This is a genomic window from Streptomyces sp. NPDC047017, from assembly GCF_040644175.1.
Lineage (GTDB): Bacteria > Actinomycetota > Actinomycetes > Streptomycetales > Streptomycetaceae > Streptomyces.
Window position 1 is genome coordinate 82,289 of the sequence record NZ_JBEYVW010000023.1, and the last position, 17,561, is coordinate 99,849.

At 71.4% G+C, this 17,561-nt stretch carries 19 protein-coding genes and 1 riboswitch; of the genes, 8 read left to right on the plus strand and 11 right to left on the minus strand.

The features are described 5' to 3' along the window. Positions 1 to 39: 39 nt before the first annotated feature. Complete coding sequence (thiC, locus tag ABZ858_RS31405) at positions 40 to 1,842, minus strand: phosphomethylpyrimidine synthase ThiC (protein WP_361386239.1); 1,803 nt, start codon at positions 1,840 to 1,842, stop codon at positions 40 to 42. Next, positions 1,835 to 2,012: riboswitch (TPP riboswitch) on the minus strand. (Overlaps the previous gene by 8 nt.) A 71-nt stretch (positions 2,013 to 2,083) precedes the next feature. On the opposite strand from thiC, the gene ABZ858_RS31410 reads away from it, so the two are divergent. Further along, on the plus strand, positions 2,084 to 3,499 hold the full coding sequence (locus tag ABZ858_RS31410) for a YibE/F family protein (RefSeq protein WP_361386242.1): 1,416 nt from the start codon (positions 2,084 to 2,086) through the stop codon (positions 3,497 to 3,499). A 98-nt stretch (positions 3,500 to 3,597) separates the two neighbouring features. Here ABZ858_RS31410 and ABZ858_RS31415 read toward each other — a convergent pair whose 3' ends face one another. The 4 genes from ABZ858_RS31415 to ABZ858_RS31430 form a co-directional block, all read right to left on the minus strand. After that, positions 3,598 to 4,035 (minus strand): SsgA family sporulation/cell division regulator, encoded by a 438-nt coding sequence (locus ABZ858_RS31415; protein WP_361386244.1) that lies wholly within the window; start codon positions 4,033 to 4,035, stop codon positions 3,598 to 3,600. 98 nt (positions 4,036 to 4,133) lie between these two features. Next, positions 4,134 to 4,928, minus strand: coding sequence for a helix-turn-helix domain-containing protein (locus ABZ858_RS31420; protein WP_361386419.1), 795 nt, complete (start codon positions 4,926 to 4,928; stop codon positions 4,134 to 4,136). 300 nt (positions 4,929 to 5,228) lie between these two features. Further along, complete coding sequence (locus ABZ858_RS31425; RefSeq protein ID WP_361386247.1) at positions 5,229 to 5,441, minus strand: DUF5326 family protein; 213 nt, start codon at positions 5,439 to 5,441, stop codon at positions 5,229 to 5,231. Between the two features lie 178 nt (positions 5,442 to 5,619). Then, positions 5,620 to 5,937 carry a cupin domain-containing protein gene (locus tag ABZ858_RS31430; RefSeq protein WP_361386422.1) on the minus strand — a complete coding sequence of 106 codons (318 nt, stop codon included), beginning with the start codon at positions 5,935 to 5,937 and terminating at the stop codon, positions 5,620 to 5,622. 46 nt (positions 5,938 to 5,983) lie between these two features. Here ABZ858_RS31430 and ABZ858_RS31435 point away from each other — a divergent pair, with 46 nt between their 5' ends. From ABZ858_RS31435 to ABZ858_RS31450, 4 genes are all read left to right on the plus strand, one after another. Further along, positions 5,984 to 6,361: a phage holin family protein gene (locus ABZ858_RS31435; RefSeq protein WP_361386250.1), complete on the plus strand. Its 378-nt coding sequence runs from the start codon at positions 5,984 to 5,986 to the stop codon at positions 6,359 to 6,361. Between the two features lie 41 nt (positions 6,362 to 6,402). Next, positions 6,403 to 7,584 carry a cystathionine gamma-lyase gene (locus ABZ858_RS31440; protein ID WP_361386253.1) on the plus strand — a complete coding sequence of 394 codons (1,182 nt, stop codon included), beginning with the start codon at positions 6,403 to 6,405 and terminating at the stop codon, positions 7,582 to 7,584. A 256-nt stretch (positions 7,585 to 7,840) separates the two neighbouring features. Further along, positions 7,841 to 8,746 (plus strand): LysR family transcriptional regulator, encoded by a 906-nt coding sequence (locus ABZ858_RS31445; protein WP_361386256.1) that lies wholly within the window; start codon positions 7,841 to 7,843, stop codon positions 8,744 to 8,746. Between the two features lie 65 nt (positions 8,747 to 8,811). Next, the gene (locus tag ABZ858_RS31450; RefSeq protein ID WP_361386259.1) at positions 8,812 to 9,294 is read left to right on the plus strand and encodes an NUDIX hydrolase; all 483 of its coding nucleotides are present in this window, start codon (positions 8,812 to 8,814) and stop codon (positions 9,292 to 9,294) included. Between the two features lie 55 nt (positions 9,295 to 9,349). Here ABZ858_RS31450 and ABZ858_RS31455 read toward each other — a convergent pair whose 3' ends face one another. Next, positions 9,350 to 9,982, minus strand: coding sequence for a haloacid dehalogenase-like hydrolase (locus ABZ858_RS31455; RefSeq protein ID WP_361386262.1), 633 nt, complete (start codon positions 9,980 to 9,982; stop codon positions 9,350 to 9,352). Between the two features lie 159 nt (positions 9,983 to 10,141). Here ABZ858_RS31455 and ABZ858_RS31460 point away from each other — a divergent pair, with 159 nt between their 5' ends. After that, on the plus strand, positions 10,142 to 11,005 hold the full coding sequence (locus tag ABZ858_RS31460; RefSeq protein ID WP_361386265.1) for a GNAT family N-acetyltransferase: 864 nt from the start codon (positions 10,142 to 10,144) through the stop codon (positions 11,003 to 11,005). Between the two features lie 82 nt (positions 11,006 to 11,087). Here ABZ858_RS31460 and ABZ858_RS31465 read toward each other — a convergent pair whose 3' ends face one another. Continuing rightward, positions 11,088 to 12,308: an MFS transporter gene (locus ABZ858_RS31465; protein WP_361386268.1), complete on the minus strand. Its 1,221-nt coding sequence runs from the start codon at positions 12,306 to 12,308 to the stop codon at positions 11,088 to 11,090. 150 nt (positions 12,309 to 12,458) lie between these two features. On the opposite strand from ABZ858_RS31465, the gene ABZ858_RS31470 reads away from it, so the two are divergent. Next, positions 12,459 to 12,923 carry a MarR family transcriptional regulator gene (locus ABZ858_RS31470; protein WP_361386271.1) on the plus strand — a complete coding sequence of 155 codons (465 nt, stop codon included), beginning with the start codon at positions 12,459 to 12,461 and terminating at the stop codon, positions 12,921 to 12,923. A gap of 60 nt (positions 12,924 to 12,983) precedes the next feature. Beyond that, positions 12,984 to 13,436, plus strand: coding sequence for a GNAT family N-acetyltransferase (locus tag ABZ858_RS31475; protein ID WP_361386274.1), 453 nt, complete (start codon positions 12,984 to 12,986; stop codon positions 13,434 to 13,436). 130 nt (positions 13,437 to 13,566) lie between these two features. On the opposite strand, the gene ABZ858_RS31480 is transcribed toward ABZ858_RS31475, so the two are convergent. The 4 genes from ABZ858_RS31480 to ABZ858_RS31495 form a co-directional block, all read right to left on the minus strand. Beyond that, positions 13,567 to 14,955, minus strand: coding sequence for a serine hydrolase domain-containing protein (locus tag ABZ858_RS31480; protein ID WP_361386277.1), 1,389 nt, complete (start codon positions 14,953 to 14,955; stop codon positions 13,567 to 13,569). 149 nt (positions 14,956 to 15,104) lie between these two features. Continuing rightward, the gene (locus ABZ858_RS31485; protein ID WP_361386425.1) at positions 15,105 to 15,887 is read right to left on the minus strand and encodes an oxidoreductase; all 783 of its coding nucleotides are present in this window, start codon (positions 15,885 to 15,887) and stop codon (positions 15,105 to 15,107) included. 77 nt (positions 15,888 to 15,964) lie between these two features. Continuing rightward, positions 15,965 to 16,543, minus strand: coding sequence for a TetR/AcrR family transcriptional regulator (locus tag ABZ858_RS31490; RefSeq protein WP_361386280.1), 579 nt, complete (start codon positions 16,541 to 16,543; stop codon positions 15,965 to 15,967). 706 nt (positions 16,544 to 17,249) lie between these two features. Beyond that, positions 17,250 to 17,540, minus strand: a complete 291-nt coding sequence (locus ABZ858_RS31495) for a barstar family protein (RefSeq protein WP_361386283.1) — start codon at positions 17,538 to 17,540, stop codon at positions 17,250 to 17,252. Positions 17,541 to 17,561: the final 21 nt, after the last annotated feature.

A 17,561-nucleotide genomic window follows, 5' to 3' on the forward strand; every position in this document is an offset into this window, starting at 1 on the left:
GGAGGGGGGTCGCTCAGCGTGGGTCCGCCGGGCCGGTGATCAGTCGGCCAGCGGGAGGTACACCCGGTTCCCGCCGGCGGCGAACTCCTTCGACTTCCGCAGCATCCCCTCGGCGATCTCGTCGGGGGAGGCCCCCTCGGCCACCGTGCCGCCGAACCGCTCGTTGATGCTCTGACTGATCTTCATCGAGCAGAACTTCGGACCGCACATCGAGCAGAAGTGGGCCGTCTTGGCGGGCTCCGCCGGAAGCGTCTCGTCATGGAACTCCCGTGCCGTGTCCGGGTCGAGGGCCAGATTGAACTGGTCCTCCCACCGGAACTCGAAGCGGGCGTCGGACAGCGCGTCGTCCCACTCCTGCGCCCCGGGGTGGCCCTTGGCGAGGTCGGCCGCGTGGGCGGCGATCTTGTAGGTGATGACACCGGTCTTGACGTCGTCCCGGTCGGGCAGGCCCAGGTGCTCCTTGGGCGTGACGTAGCAGAGCATGGCCGTGCCCCACCAGGCGATCATCGCGGCACCGATGCCGGAGGTGATGTGGTCGTACGCCGGAGCGACGTCCGTGGTCAGCGGGCCGAGCGTATAGAACGGAGCCTCATCGCAGATCTCCTGCTGAAGGTCGATGTTCTCCTTGATCTTGTGCATCGGGACGTGCCCCGGGCCCTCGATCATGGTCTGTACGTGGAAACGCCTGGCGATCGTGTTGAGTTCCCCGAGCGTGCGCAACTCCGCGAACTGGGCGTCGTCGTTGGCGTCCGCGATCGAGCCGGGCCGGAGTCCGTCGCCGAGCGAGTACGTGACGTCATAGGCCGCGAGGATCTCGCACAGCTCCTCGAAGTGCTCGTAGAGGAACGACTCCTTGTGGTGCGCCAGACACCAGGCCGCCATGATCGAGCCGCCGCGCGAGACGATGCCGGTCTTGCGGTTCGCGGTGAGCGGCACGTACGCCAGGCGCACACCGGCGTGCACCGTCATGTAGTCCACACCCTGCTCGGCCTGCTCGACGACCGTGTCCTTGTAGATCTCCCAGGTCAGCTCCTCGGCCCTGCCGTCGACCTTCTCCAGTGCCTGGTAGAGCGGCACCGTGCCGATCGGGACGGGGGAGTTGCGCAGCACCCACTCGCGGGTGGTGTGGATGTTGCGGCCGGTGGAGAGGTCCATGACCGTGTCGGCGCCCCAGCGGGTGGCCCACGTCATCTTCTCGACCTCCTCCTCGATGGAGGAGGTGACCGCGGAGTTGCCGATGTTGGCGTTGACCTTCACCAGGAACCGCTTGCCGATGATCATCGGCTCGATCTCCGGGTGGTTGATGTTGGCCGGCAGCACCGCGCGGCCCGCGGCGATCTCCTCGCGGACCACCTCGGGGGACACGTTCTCCCGGACCGCCACGAACTCCATCTCCGGCGTGATCTCCCCGCGGCGCGCATAGGCGAGTTGCGTCACCGCCTGTCCGGCGCGGCCCCGGCGCGGCTGGCGCGGGCGGCCGGGGAACACCGCGTCGAGGTTGCGCAGGCCACCGCGCGGCGAGGTGTGCTTGATCCCGTCGTCCTCGGGGCGGACCGGACGGCCCGCGTACTCCTCGGTGTCGCCGCGGGCGATGATCCAGTTCTCCCGCAGCGGCGGCAGGCCCCGGCGGACATCGGTGTCGACGAGCGGATCGGTGTACGGGCCCGAGGTGTCGTACAGCGTGACCGACCGCCCGTTGGTGAGCTGCACCTGACGGACCGGCACCCGCAGGTCGGGGCGTGAGCCCTCGACGTACGCCTTGTGCCAGCCGATGGACTTCCCGGCCTCCTGGGACTGCTCGTCCCGGACGGAGACAGGCGTGCGTGCGTCCTTGTTGGTCATGAGACCTACTCCCTACGCCGGCATTACCCGGTAACAGGTTCGGCGGTCGACGCAGCGGTGTCCGTCTGTCGGCGTCTCCTGCGGAACGGCGTCCGTTCCACGTGAAACATCGCGAAGACGAAGGTCAGCGCCCTCTCAGCCCGGTGCTCCGAGCTCCCGCGTGTGCAAAGGTGCCTCCACGCTAGCGTCATCGGCGGTGGGATGAACAGTGGGCCTCCGCGGTTCTTGCGATGATCGGGCGGTGACCACCACACAGCAGTCCCCCGACCCGCCGCCCCGTCCCGGACGCGGGCGAGGCCACGGGAACGGCTCCGGACCCGGGCACGGCCATGGCCATGGACACAGCCACAGCCACGGGCCGGCCGCTCCCGTCTCGAAGCACCTTCGCCGGGTCATCGCCGCCGTGCTGATCCCGTTCGCCGCCGCGGTCGTCGTCGGACTCGTCGTCCTGTGGCCGGGCGGCGCCCCCGCCCACACCCGCACCGGCGTGGGCTTCGACCGCCAGACGCAGCAGGCCACGGTCACCCGGGTGACGGAGGTGAGCTGCACGTCGGTGAACGCCTCCGGCGGAGCGCCGGCCGACGCCACCCCGGCCGCCCCGGGTTCCGCCGGGCCGGCCCGGCCGTCCGGCACCTGCAAGAAGGCCACGGTCCGCGTCGGCACCGGCAAGGACAAGGGGCGCACCTTCACCGAGATCGTGCAGCCGGACCAGCCACGGCAGTTCCACCAGGGCGAGAAGCTCGTGGTCGCCTACGAGCCCTCCGCGCCGCGGGACCTGCAGTACTCCGTCTCCGACGTCGACCGCCGCTTCCCGATGGCGCTGCTGGCCGGGATCTTCGCCCTCGCCGTCGTGGTCGTCGGGCGGCTGCGGGGCGTCATGGCCCTGGTCGCGCTGGCGATCAGCTTCCTGGTGCTGGAGCTCTTCATCCTGCCCGCGGTGCTACAGGGCTCGAATCCGCTGGTCGTGGCGGTGGTCGGGGCGAGCGCCATCATGCTGATCGCGCTGTACCTGTGCCACGGCCTGTCCGCGCGCACCTCGGTGGCGGTGCTCGGCACGCTGATCTCCCTGGTGCTGATCGGCGTGCTGGGCTCGCTGTTCATCGGCTGGGCCGCGCTGACCGGCAACACCGACGACAACACCGGGCTGATCCATGGCCTGTATCCGTCGATCGACATGAGCGGTCTGCTGCTCGCCGGGGTGATCATCGGTTCGCTCGGTGTCCTCGACGATGTGACGGTGACGCAGACGTCCGCGGTCTGGGAGCTGCACGAGGCCAATCCGGCCATGGGCTGGCGCGGGCTGTACCGCGCGGGCATCCGCATCGGGCGCGACCACATCGCGTCCGTCGTCAACACCCTTGTCCTCGCCTACGCGGGCGCCGCGCTGCCGCTGCTGCTGCTCTTCTCCATCGCGCAGAGCAGTGTGGGCACCGTCGCCAACAGCGAGCTGGTGGCGGAGGAGATCGTGCGCACGCTGGTGGGCTCCATCGGCCTGGTCGCCTCGGTGCCGGTCACCACCGCTCTGGCGGCGCTCGTCGTCTCGGCCGACCGCGCCGGTGCGTCGGCGGCTCCGGGTCCTGGGGCTACGGGCCCGGCCGCCCCGGCTGCTCCGCTCGCGCCGACGCGCGGCAAGCGGGGCCGGCGCCGTAAGCGGTGAGCCGGCCGGCGCGCAGGGGAGCCTTCCGGCGCCGTGTGCGCGGGCGGCGTACGCGGTGAAGCGTCACGCCACCCCGTGCGCCCCGGTGCAGAAACGCTTCATCCTGCGCTCTGTTCTTCCGCGAGGATGCGGTCCAGGGCCTCGTCGAGGTGGGCGTCGAAGTCGGCCAGAGCGCCCTCCTGGCCGAGCGGCACCAGTTTGTCCGTACGGTCCAGGAACGCCACGAGGGGCGCGGTGGAGGAGCGGAACAGCGCCCGGTCACTGCCGACCTGAAGGCGGATCAGCACCTCGGCCAGGGAGTCGTCGGCGGCGGGAGCGATCCGCACATCGCCGTCCCCGCACGGCCGGCCCACCCCGTCGATCAGCAGCTCACGGCCGAAGGCCCAGGTGACGGGGGCGTCGCCGGGCAAGTGGAAGGTCAGCCGTACGGCGTAGGGATCACAGGTCTCGTACCGCAGTTCCACCGGAATGCGGAAGGAGAGCTCCTCGGAGACGAGAAAGCTCATCATGACCTCTGCCTGTACGGACTCGCGCATCGCTACCCCGTCATCTGCCGTCGACTGGCCGGGAATCACCCAGAAAATACTGGTGGCATCTTGCTGAACGTATATGGCAGATCACAAGGAGTGAGTTTTCAGATACTGATAGCGAGCGCCAGCGACCCGACACGCCGCCCCACCTCGCTCTCCAGCCGCCGTGCCGCGGGCAGCAGCCGGTCGGCCTGGTGTGCGGGAAGGGAAAGGGCCATCGTGGCGGCCGTGTCGCCCAGGGTGATGGGGACGGCCGCGCAGACCGCGCCCAGCGCGTACTCCTGCCGCTCCGTCACCGGCCGCATCCGCACCGTCCGGTCCAGCCGCCGCAGCAGCGTGTGATCGTCACGGACGGTGTACGGGGTGAGGGAGCGCACGGGGTAGCGGGCCAGGTGGTCGCGGCGGGCGTTCTCGTCCAGCTGCGACAGCAGGCACTGGCCGACGGCGTGCGCGTGGCCCGTCTCCCGGAAGTCGGCCCACTCCTGGACCGCCGGGCTGCCCGGGGTGTCGGAGACGCACATGACCTCGATCTCCCCGTCCCGGTACATCGCGTAATAGATGGGCGCACCGATCAGATCGCGCCATTGTGCGAGCGCGTCGACGATCGTGGTGCGACGTTTCTGCGCGGCGCCGCTGCTACTCAGCCGCTCGGCCGCCTTCCCGAGGAAGAACAGGCCCCTGTCGCGGTGCAGATAGCCCTCGTGGACCAGGGTCCGCAGCAGGTGGTAGGCGGTGGGCAGGGCGAGGCCGGTCTCGCGGGCCAGCTGCTTGGCCGGGGCTCCGTGCTCGTGTTCCGCGACGGTCTCCAGCAGGCGCATCGCGCGCTGCACGGACCCGATGAGGGTCTGGGAGGGCTGGGCGGGCGGCTGCTCCGGGACGCCTGCGCGGGGCCGCTCCACCGGCGGCGCGGAGCGCGGCTGCACGGGCAGTGCCGTGGAGCGGGAGGGCGTCCGGGGGGCCGGGGGGCCGTGTGGTTCTGCGGGTGCGGTGTCAACCGTGGCCAAGGGTCACTCCCGTAGCGCGAGGGGGCAGCCCGTGCGGGGAGACACGGGTGGGGGTTCGCTGCCCGCGGGGGCCGGCCCCGCGTCGATTCCCGGACCCTATCGGCCTGTCACCGCTCCAGGCCGTCCCAGCGGGGAAACTTCCCTCCCGCGAGGGAACCGGCGACACCTGTCACCGGTCGCCGGGTCCCCGTGTGCTCACCAGTCGCCGCGTGAGGACGAGCCGGCCATGAACTTGCGCACGATGTAGATCAGTCCGCCGACCAGCGCCACGAAGATCAGCAGCTTGAACAGCAGTCCGATCACGAAGCCGACCACGGTCGCCAGCAGGCTGCCGAAGACGACCAGGGCGATGACCGGCACCGCGATCCACTTCACCCACCACGGCAGACTCGTGAAGATCTCTCGCATCGCCTTCGTCCTTACCTCTCCGCCGGCCCTGCGCCGGGTCCCGTCGACCTCCCGCACCGTCGTGGCGGGTTCTGTCGTTGTCCTGCACCCGATGCTATGGCCGCGAAGGGCCCGGTGGGGGGCCTGGCATCCCTTGTCCTCCCCTGACCGATCCCCTAGGGAACCCTGAGACGGCGGCTCAGGCTTCCGGGGGAGAGAACACCACCAGGACCCGCAGGTCCTCGCTGATGTGGTGGAACTTGTGGGCGACCCCGGCCGGCACGTACACCACGCTGCCGCGCGCCACCTCGGTCGTCTCCAGGCCGACCGTGATGGAGGCCCGGCCGCTCACCACGAAGTACACCTCGTCCTGGCCGTGCGGGTCCTGCCGGTCGTGCTCGCCCGCGTCCAGCGCGTACAGCCCCACCGACATGTTCCGCTCCCGCAGGAACTGCAGGTAGGCGCCGTCATTGGCGGCCCGCTCCGCCTCCAGTTCGTCCAGCCGGAATGCCTTCATCGCCTCGCCCGTACTCGTCGCCGATCCGTCTGCCACGATCAGACACATGATGAATTTCGTAGTCAAGACGCTCGCCAACGCGGGGGCCCTGGCCGTCGCCGTCTGGCTGCTCGACAAGATCACGCTCACCGGCGACAGCACCGCCAAGAAGGCCGGCACGCTCATCGCCGTCGCCCTGGTGTTCGGTGTGGTGAACTGGCTGGTCAAGCCGGTCCTGAAGGTGCTGACCTTCCCGCTGTTCGTCCTGACACTGGGCCTGTTCACCCTGGTCGTCAACGCGTTGTTGCTGCTGCTGACCTCCTGGGTGTGCGGCAAGCTCCAGCTGAGCTTCCACGTCGAGGGCTTCTGGACCGCCGTCGTCGGCGGCCTGATCGTCTCGGTGGTCTCCTGGGCGCTGCACCTGGCCCTGCCGGACGAGGACTGAGTGCCCGCCATGGCACGAGAGCGTGTGAAGGGACGGACGGCATGAGCGATCCGGCCGCGGACGGCACGGACAGCGGGCCCGGGCGGGCCGGTCTGCCGGCCGGCGCCGGTGACGGCACCCGCGCGGTGCGCGCCGGACTGCCCGAACCGGTCAAGCACGAACCGACGCTGCCGGGACCGGTGTTCGCCGCCCACTTCCACCTGCCGGGCGACCCCACGGGTCCCTACACCTACGGCCGCGACGAGAACCCGACCTGGACGCTGCTGGAGCGGGCCATCGGCGACCTGGAGGCCCCGGGGCAGGACGGTGTCGAGACGCTGGTGTTCGCCTCCGGCATGGCGGCCATCTCCTCCGTGCTCTTCTCCCAGCTGCGCGCGGGGGACGCGGTCGTCCTGCCCGACGACGGCTATCAGGCCCTGTCCCTGGTGCGCGCCCAGCTGGAGGCGTACGGGATCGAGGTGCGCACCGCGCCGACGGGCCGCGACGCCCAGCTGGAGGTGCTGGACGGCGCCCGGCTGCTGTGGATCGAGTCCCCCTCCAACCCCGGGCTCGACGTGTGCGACATCCGGCGCCTGGCCGAGGCGGCGCACGCGCGGGGCGCCCTGGTCGCGGTCGACAACACCCTGGCGACGCCGCTCGGGCAGCGGCCGCTGGACCTCGGCGCCGATTTCTCGGTGGCCAGCGGCACCAAGCAGCTCAGCGGGCACGGCGACATCCTGCTCGGCTACGTCACCGGACGCGGCCGCGAGGCCATGGCGGCCGTACGCCGCTGGCGCAAGATCGTGGGCGCGATCCCGGGGCCGATGGAGTCCTGGCTGGCCCACCGCTCGATCGCCACCCTGCACCTGCGCGTGGACCGGCAGGCCGCCTCCGCGCTGGCCGTCGCCGAGGCGCTGAGCGGACGGCCCGAGGTGACCGGGCTGCGCTACCCGGGGCTGCCCGGCGACCCCTCGCACCCGGTCGCCTCGCGGCAGATGCGGCGCTACGGCTGCGTGGTGTCGTTCACGCTGCCCACGCGCGCGCGTGCCGAGCGCTTCCTCGGGGCGCTGCGGCTCGTGGACGACGCGACGAGTTTCGGCGGGGTGCGCTCCACGGCCGAGCGGCGCGGCCGCTGGGGCGGTGACGCGGTGCCGGAAGGCTTCATCCGGCTCTCCGTGGGCGCCGAGGACCCGGCGGACCTGATGGCCGACGTGCTGCGCGCACTGGACGAGTCGGCGCGCTGACCGCGTCGCGGACGCCATAACCGGTGTCCGGTTCTGTGCGGTGAACACTGTCCGGTTCCGTACGGTGGACGGTCCGAGCCTCCCCCCTCGTGGCTCGGACCGCCCTCGGTTCCACGCGCGAAGAACCGCTTGACCAAGGCTAGTTGACTGTGAGTCAGTGTCCAATCACGGTAGCGACAGAGACCTATCGCCATATTTATGGTTGGCGTCCTACGGGCTTCGGACAGACGGCCCGGAGAAGAGGGGTGGGCATGCCATGGATCTGGCATTGCTGCGTACCTTCGTGACCGTCCACCGGGCCGGTTCCTTCACCCGGGCCGCGGCGCTGCTCGGCCTCTCGCAGCCGGCGGTCACCTCCCAGATACGCACCCTGGAACGGCAGCTGGGCCGTCCCCTGTTCCTGCGCCAGGCCCGTGGTGTGACGCCGACGGCCATGGGCGAGGAGCTGGCCCACAAGGCCGCGCCTCATCTGGACGCCCTGGTGGAGATCGCCGAGGCCGGGCTGGACGACGAGGCCGCCCCGCGCACCCTGCACCTGGCCGGACCCCCCGAGTTCACCGCCGAACGGGCCCTGCCCGCGCTGAGCGGGCTGACCGGCGACGACGGACAGGGCTTCGATTTGCGGGCCTCCTTCGGCAGCACCGAGGACGTCCTGGAGGGACTGGCCGCCGGCCGCCACGACCTGGCCATCAGTACGGTCCGGCCGCGCGGCGCGCTGCTCACCGCCACCCCGCTGTGCGACGAGGAGCATGTGCTGGTCGCCGCCCCGCGCTGGGCCGACGTGACCGGTTCCGCGCGGCGGCAGGGCAGGGGCGCGCCCGTCCTGGAGGCGGTGCCCGTGGTCGAGGTCCACGAGTCGCTGCCGTTCGTCTCCCGCTACTGGGGCTCGGTCTTCGACTCCCGGCCGGCCGGTTCCGGCACGGTGGTCGCGCCCGATCTGCGCGCGGTGCTCGCCTGCGCGGTGGCGGGCGCCGGGCTCGCCGTGCTGCCCCGCTATCTGTGCGCCTCCGCGCTGGCGCGGGGCGACGTGGTGGCCCTCCACGAACCGGCGGTACCGCCCCTGCGCACGTATTTCCTGGTGGCGCGCGCCGGCACCCTCGCGCTGCCGCACATCGCCCGGGTCCACGAGTGGCTGCTGCGGGCCGCGTCCGACTGGTGCTGAGCCGATGTTTCACATGGAACCAACCGGGCCACATTTCTCCCATGACCGTCCGACCCGTGTCTTCCATGCCCGTCCGACCCGTGGTCAAGCGCACCGCCCGCGCCGTTCTCCTCGACGGTGACGACCTGGTCCTGATCAAGCGCACCAAGCCGGGCGTCGATCCCTACTGGGTCACTCCCGGCGGCGGGGTGGAGCCGGGGGACCCGACCGTCGTCGACGCCCTGCACCGGGAGGTGGACGAGGAGCTGGGCGCGAAGATCACCGATGTGGTGCCCTGTTTCGTGGACACCGTGGAGCACATCGGCGCGGACGGGGGCGCGACCGGCGTGAAGGTGCAGCACTTCTTCGTCTGCCGGCTGGCATCGATGGACCTCTCCCTGCGCCACGGCCCGGAGATGGACGAGCCGGCCGGTGAGTACGAGATCGTGCGGGTGCCGTTCACCCGGGTGGGCATCGCCTCGGTCCACCTCGTCCCGCTGTCGCTGCGACACTACCTGGACGGGAACATCGAGGGCGTCCGGGCCCTGCACGCACCCGACCTGGGCTGACGCCTGCGGCGAGGGTGCGGCGGCGAGGGCGCGGCGGTCCTTCGTGCCGCGGCCGTCAGGGGCTGCCGGACACCAGCGCGTAGGCGTCCCACAGGTCCCGTCCGGTGTAGGCGTGGGTGGCGAGGCCGGACAGCTGCTGGTCGGCGTTGACCGCGACCGAGACGGGCACCACGCCGAACAGCTCCCGGTCCGACGAGGAGTCCCCGTAGGCCACGCAGTCCGCCCTGCGCACCCCGAACTCCGCGCACAGCCGGTCGGCGATCCGCACCTTGGCCGCGGCGTTCAGCACTCCGGCGGGGTCCACCGGCTCGGTGAACGGCACGGCGGGAAAGAGCGACCCGTGGGCCGCGTGCGCGCCCCAGGCGGTGAGCCGCTCCACGAAGAAGGAGGGGGAGAGGGACACGACGGCGCAGTACTCCCCCCGCTTCCTGATCTCCGCCCAGACCTCGCGGATACGGGCCAGCCACGGCGCCCCTTCGAAGGCCGCCGTCACGTGCGCCTCGGTGAGCCGCGCCCACAGCGTGTGCACCCGCCGGGCGTACTCGGGCGGTTCGATGCGCCCGGCCGCGATGGCCCGGTCGAGCGCCACCGCCTCCGCTTCCAGGCCGAGCTGACGGGATATCTCGACCGGCGCGGTGGTTCCCGGCAGCAGCGTGCCGTCGAGGTCGAAGAGGTGAAGTCTCGCCATGCGCCCTGATCGTAGGGCGACCGCCGTGTTTCACGTGAAACAGCGGCGGCGGCCCCCGCGCGCACGGGCTGCGCCGCGGGCCCCGGCATGGCCAAAAGCACGTATGCATGCCGGGAAACGGGTGGACGCCGACGGCACCGGTCGGACAGCCTGACCTGCGTGTCGACTCCTTCCCCCACCGCACCGCCCATCCGCCCGCTGACGCTCCGCGATCTCACCGCCTGCGCCGACCTGTCCGAGAACCGGGGGTGGCCGCGCGAGGAACACAAGTGGGGCCTCCTCCTCACCGCCGGGACGGGGTACGGCATCGACGACCCCGACGGAGGACTCGTCGCCGCCTGTGTCGTCACCGAATACGGGGCGCCGGGCCGTACGGACCTGGGCGCCGTCGGCATGGTGCTGGTCGCCGAGCGGCATGCGCGCCAGGGCATCGGCAGACGGCTGATGCGGTATGTCCTGTCGACCATGGGCACCGTCCCGCTGACCCTGCACGCCACCCCGAACGGCCGCCCGCTCTACGAGGAACTCGGCTTCAAGGTGACCGGCCGGGCGGAGATGCTGCGCGGGCGCTTCACCCCCGGGGCGACGGAGTCCCGTGTCGCCACGCGGGCGGTCACCGCCGAGGACCTGCCCGGCATCCTCCGGCTGGACGAGGAGGTGTTCGGCACCGACCGCACGCCCCTGATCACCCGGCTGCCCGCGTTCGCCGACCGGCTGCGGCTCGCCGAGGAGAACGGCCGGATCACCGGATACGCGGCGGCCTGGCCCAACACGGACACGCAGGTGGTGGGCCCCCTCATCGCCCGGGACACCAAGACCGCCAAGGCGCTCGTCGCCTCCCTCGCCGCCGGTACCGACCGCCCGCTGCGCACGGACATCGACGTACGCCACGAGGATCTGCGGAACTGGCTCAAGCGGCGCGGGCTCGCCTCGGTCGCCTTCAACGCGGTCATGACCCATGGCCTCCCGGAGCTGCCCGGGGACTGGACCCGCCGGTTCGCGCCGCTGACCGTGGCGGCGTGACCGGGCCGGTTCACCACGGCGCGCGGACAGCGTCGCCCCGGCCGTACGGCGGCCGGGGCGACGGTTGCGCGGGCGGTGCCGGTCAGCGGTGCGCCGGGGCCGGCCGCTCGGCCGGGGCGGCGCCGACGACGGTGCTCGCGACGACGGTGCCGGGGGCGCTCTGCCGGCGTTCCAGAGCGGCGGAGAGGACCGCGAGCACGAGGGCGCCCGCGGCCAGTGCGGCGCCGACCCAGTCGGGCGCGGTGTAGCCGTAACCGGCCGCGATCACCAGGCCGCCCAGCCAGGCGGACAGCGCGTTGCCGAGGTTGAAGGCGCCGATGTTGACGGCCGAGGCCAGTGTCGGCGCGCCGTGCGCCTGGTCCAGGACGCGCTTCTGCAGCGGCGGCACGGTGGCGAAGCCCAGGCCGCCGATCAGCACGAGGGTCACGACCGCCGCGATCTCGTGGCGCGCGGTGACCGTGAAGAGGGCGAGGACCACGGCGAGGCCGCTCAGGGCGACGTACAGGAGGGGCATGGCGGCGCGGTCGGCGAGCCGGCCGCCGACGAGGTTGCCGCCGAGCATGCCGAGGCCGAAGAGAGCCATCAGCCAGATGACGGAGCCGTCGGCGAAACCGGCGACGTGGGTCATCATCGGCGCGATGTAGGTGATGGCCGCGAAGACTCCGCCGAAGCCGAGCACGGTCATCGCCATGGCGAGCAGGACCTGGACGTTCTTGAAGGCGGCCAGTTCGTGGCGCAGGCGTACGCCTTCCTGCCGGGGCAGATCGGGGACGAGCAGGGCGACACCGGCCAGGCCGATGACACCGAGAGCGGCGACGGCGGTGAAGGTGACGCGCCAGCCGGCGGCCTGGCCGAGCAGGGTGCCGAGCGGGACGCCGAGGACGTTGGCGCCCGTCAGCCCGGTGAACATCGTCGCGATGGCACCGGCCCGCTTGTCCGGGGCGACCAGATCCGCCGCGACCACCGAGCCGATGCCGAAGAAGGCACCGTGGGCCAGCGAGGCGACCACCCGGCCGGCGAGCATGACGGAGAAGGCGGGAGCCAGCGCGGAGAGCAGGTTCCCGGCGATGAACAGGACCATGAGCAGCATCAGCATCCGCTTGCGGGAGATCCTGGTGCCGAGCACGGTCATCACCGGGGCGCCGAGCATGACACCCAGCGCGTAGCCGGAGACGAGCAGACCGGCGGTGGGGATGGACACCCCGAAGTCGTGCGCGACGTCGGGCAGCAAGCCCATGATCACGAACTCTGTCGTGCCGATCCCGAAGGCCCCGATCGCGAGGGCCAGGAGCGCGAGAGGCATGGGAGAGAACCTTCCGGAGAATGCGAGGGCGAGTGCAGATGCGCTTTACGATCGTCCACAATAATTGCAGGCGCGGGCTATAGGCAAACGAAGGCTATTTCATGGTTGCCCTATCCTGGAGGCAGCCGCCCCGGGATGGAGGAGACGCACATGACGGCGACGGACCCCGCGCTCACCGCCCTCTCCCAGGGCTGGTGCGCCCTGTCCCTGCTGCACGGCAGGATCGAGAGCCACATCGAGCGCGCCCTGCAGAAGAGCCACGCCCTGAGCGTGCGCGAGTACTCCCTGCTCGACGTGCTCAGCCGGCAGCACGACGGGGAGGGCGGCCATCTGCAGATGAAGCAGGTCGCCGACGCGGTCGTCCTGAGCCAGAGCGCCACCACCCGGCTCGTCACCCGGCTGGAGGACCGCGGGCTGCTGGAGCGGTACCTGTGCCCCACCGACCGCCGCGGCATCTACACCAACGTCACCGAGGCCGGCCTCCGGCTGCTGGCACAGGCCCGGCCCACCAACGACGCCGCCCTGCGCGAGGCGCTCGACCGGGCCTCGGACAACCCGGAGCTGGCCCCGCTGGTCAGGGCCGTGGAGTCACTGCACGCACCCGCGCCGGCCTGATCCCCGCCACGGCCCCGCACGGCCCGCCACCGGCCCGGACCGCCGCATAGGGTGCGGGACATGGCAGATCTTGAGATACGCCCGGCCACCGCCGAGGACGTCCCCGCGATCGTCGGCATGCTCGCGGACGACCCCCTGGGCGCCCGGCGCGAGTCGCCCGAGGACCTCACCCCGTACCTGGCCGCGCTGGAACGGCTCCGGGCCGACCCCAACCAGCATCTGATGGTCGCCGTGCGCGCGGACCGCGTCGTCGGCACGCTCCAGCTCTCGGTCATCCCCGGCCTGTCCCGGCGCGGCGCCACCCGGTCGGTCATCGAGGGCGTCCGCGTCCACGCCGACGAGCGCGGCAACGGACTCGGCACCCGGCTCATCGAGTGGGCGATCGACGCGTCCCGACGCGAGGGCTGCCAGTTGGTCCAGCTGACATCGGACCGGACCCGCACCGATGCGCGCCGCTTCTACGAGCGACTGGGCTTCGAGCCCTCCCACGTGGGCTTCAAACTCTCTCTGTGAGGAGGGTGGTGGAGGGGAGGGCGCGGTGCCGGCACGGGGGCCGTTTCACGTGAAACGCCCCACCGGCACCCACCGGCACCCACCGGCACCCACCGCCGGACCCTCCCGGCTGCCTCCGGCCTCCCGGCGGCTACCCGACGCCCCGCCAGCCCTCCGGGTCCACCCCGCCGGGCACCTCGGCACCCTCCTCGTAAGGCCGGCGCGTGAACACGAAGGACCCGAGGTCCAGATGGTCCACGGAGCCGTCCGGCCGCCGTACGGCCCGCAGCAGTTCGCCGGCGTAGTACCCCTCCAGCCCTGCCCAGGTCCCGTCGTCGTTCGCCCGGAACCGCGAACGACGGCCGGTGCCGGTCAGCGGCTCCAGGGAGAGGAGCCCGTCCGCGCCCAGCCGCAGGCCGAAGCCCTGCGTGCCCCAGTACCACGGGCCGGCCAGCTCCAGCACCGCCGGATCGATGTCCCGCAGCGGCCGCCAGGGCTCCGGGACGCGCGGCTCGGCCTCCGCGACGATCCGCACCAGATCGGCCCCCACCGTGCCCACCGGCACCCCGGAGGTGCAGTTGGCCAGCACCACGGCGGCCACGTCGTCCGCCACGGCGAGGGTGAGCGAGGCGGTGAAGCCGGGCAGCGACCCGGAATGTCCCACCAGCAGCCGCTCGCCCGACCGCTTCAGCTCCAGCCCCAGGCCGTAGGCGTATCCCGCCGTCACGTCGGTGGCCTCCGGCGGTGCCGCCGGACTCCGCATCTCGGCGAGCGAGCGGGCGCCGAGCACCCGGTCGTCCCCCTGCACGAGGAAGGCGGCGAACCGGCCCAGGTCCCCCGTCGTCGACCAGAGCTGTCCCGCCGGGGCCATCCGGCCGAGATCCTCGACGGGCTCGGGCAGCAGCACATCGGCCCAGGGATGCACGGCCCAGCCGCCCGCGTGCGGCGCCCGGGGCTGGGTGCCGGTGCTGGTCAGCTCCAGGGGTTCGAGCACTTCGCGCCGCAGGACGTCCTCCCAGGGAGCGCCGCGCAGCTTCTCGACGAGCGCTCCCAGCAGGGTGTAGCCGGGGTTGGAGTAGTGGAAGCGCCGGCCGACCGGATGGCGCAGCGGCGTGTCGCCCAGCACATCGGCCAGTTCGGGCCGCAGGGTCCCCGGCGTCCGCTCCCACCAGGGGGCGGGCGTCTCGGCGGCCAGTCCGCCCGTGTGCGCCAGCAGATCGGCGATCGTGGCCTCCCCCGCGCCGGTACCCGGCAGGTGCTTCTCCAGCGGGTCCCCGAGGCCGAGGGCGCCCTCGTCGCGCAACCGCAGGACGAGCACGGCGGTGAACGTCTTGGTGATCGAACCGATGCGGTACTGCGTGTTCTCGTCCGGGGCGTGGCCGTCCACCGAGGTCCGCGCCCCCTGCCAGACCGTCCGGCCGCCCCGCACGACGGACGCGACGAGCGAGGGCGCCCGCCCTTCGCTCTGGGCCACGGCGATCCGGTGCAGCAGGGCCCGGCGGGTGGCGGGCAGCAGCTCTTCCCGATGAGGTGTCGTCATGCCGGACAGTCCACCGGGTACGGCCGCGCACGTCGAGCCGGTTACGCCGGACCGGCCGGCACGGTCATGTCATCTCCCATGGCTGCGGAACAGGCGCCTCTCGTCCCGCAGCCATGGGAATCAGCCCCATCCCCGCGGGACTCCTTGGTTCAGAGCGTCTTGACGGTGCCACCGTCGATGACGTAGTCGGCGCCGGTGATGTTGCCTGCGACGTCGGAGAGGAGGAACGTGATCAGGGCCGCCACTTCTTCGGGTTCGGTGATGCGGCCGGTGGTGATGTTGAAGGCTTCCGGGATGTGCTGGAGGAATGCGGCGTGCTCCGCCCCGGCTCCGGCCGCCACCTTGCCACCGAATCCTTCGGGGTCCTCCCATATGGCGGTGCGGACCACTCCGGGCGAGACGGTGTTCACGCGCACGCCCCGGGGCCCGAACTCCTCGGACAGGGACTTGCCGAGTGCGGCGAGGGCCGCCTTGGCCGCGCTGTAGGCGACCGGACCGGCCGCGGGCAGACGGGAGTTGATGGACGCGACGTTGACGATCGCCCCACGGCGCTCGATCAGGCTCGGCAGAGCCGCCCGGGCGGCACGGACGGCACTGAGCAGGTTGAGGTCGATCACGCGGGTCCACTGGGAGTCGTCGGTATCGAGGAAGCCGACGGGCTCCACGTCGTCCCCGGCTCCGACGTTGTTCACCAGCAGGTCGATGCCGCCCAGTTCGATCAGGGCGCTGTCCATGAGCGCGGCGACGCCTTCGGCGGTGCTCAGGTCGGCAGACACCGTGTGCGCGCCGGTTTCCTTCAGCTCGGGCGTGATGGTGCGGGCAGCGCCGACAACGCGGACGCCTTCGGCCGTGAGGGTGCGGACAGTGGCGAGTCCGATACCACGGCTGGCACCGGTGACGACGGCCGTCTTGGCGGTGAGGTTGAGATGCACGACACTCCAATTTTTGAACTTCAAGTACAAAATGTGGGCAGCAGACACCCAGGCGGACCGAGTACCGCTGGTTCGGCTCAGAGAGAGTCGATCGTCGCGTCGATCACCCGGACGAGACGATCGGGGGTTTCGGCGACACGCGCCATGAGCCGCAGGCCGACGACCGTGTTCAGCAGCAGGCTCCCCCAGGCCGCGGGATCACGTTCCGGCGCGATCTCTCCGGAACGCCGCCCTTCTTCGATCAACGCGCGGAAGGCGTCCTCGGTCCGGGCGAACATACGCTGGACGAGTTCGGTCGCCACCTGGTCCGTGCCTGCGAGTTCCGCTGCGGTGTTCACGGCCATGCAGCCCCGACGGTCCGGGTCGGCGAGGTCCATCTCAGCGAGCAGCTTCAGCGTCCTGCGGAGGCGCACCTTGACCGGGCCGGGCTCCTCGACCATCTCGATGAGGGCGACGGCCTGGCTGTCGCGGTAGCGGCGAAGCGCCATCTCGAACAAAGCGTGTTTGCTGCCGAAGGTGTTGTAGAGGCTGCCCTTGCCGATACCGATCGCGTCGACGAGGTCCTGCGGCGTGGTCGCGGCATACCCCTTCCGCCAGAACACGTTCATGGCGTGCTCGACAGCGGCATTCGGATCGAACTGCTTGGGCCTTCCCATGACCAGAACACTACATTGTTCTTGACCTTGAGGTCAAGAACTGAGTGGGAGGGTCCAAGGCTGCTGTGGAGCGATCGAGTCGCTGACGCCCGCCGGCGTGCTCGCGCGAGCTGGCGCAGACGGGGCAGGCCGATGTGCGCCGGGTCCGCTCCGGAAGGGGAGAGGGAGAGCCCTGTCAGCAGGGCGGTGGGGGGTGTCAGGAGCGCGGCGCAGCGCAAGAACGCTGCCCGGAACTCCGCGTGGTCGAGACCTCCCTGGCCGTCGAGGGCCGGAATGGCTGACAGCGGGCGACGCGTCGGCGTCGGCCACTCCCCGGTGGGGTTCCGGCGCCGGCCGTAGTCGATGGGGACGTCGGCGGCGTCGAGGTGGTCGGCGAGCCGGTCCGGAGCAGTGATGATGCCCGGTCGGCGCGGAAGGCCGTCGAGTTCCCGGAGAACTCGTGAGACCTTGTGTCAGATATGCCATCGCCTGGCCGGCGTTCGTGAGATTCGGCCACGGAACCTGAGACCCCACAGGTGTAGGGTCTCGCGGCTCATGTCGGACGCTGAGGCTGTGACCTGCGGCCCCGTCCGCCGTCTCATGCTGTGTCGGATGCTCAGCGTCTCAGCTCCGTGTCGGAAGTCGATGGCGACGCCGGCCGCTTGCGGCGGCCCGACCCGCTTGACCCGTTTTGGCGAAGTGTGGCCGCTCGCCGCTGGACTCCACATCAGGTGAAACGCACGGTCAGCCTCTCGTTCGGCGCGTTCGACTCGTCTTCCGCGGCAGCCCGGACCAGGACGGACGCGATCGCCTCGAACGCTTCATCGCCCATGCGGCCACGACTGACTGCAGCGTTCTCCCAGACGATCTCGACCGGGCGCTCGACATCCCTGCTCAGACGGTCCCACAGGGCGCTCAGGTTGTGCCCGTAGTACGGACCGAAGTCCAGAGGCCCGGCAAGAAACCGGTGCAGGTCCGCCTGGCTTCCGATGTGCGCCCCGTCAATGGCGATCCGCATGCTTCCTCCACCCCTTCGGCC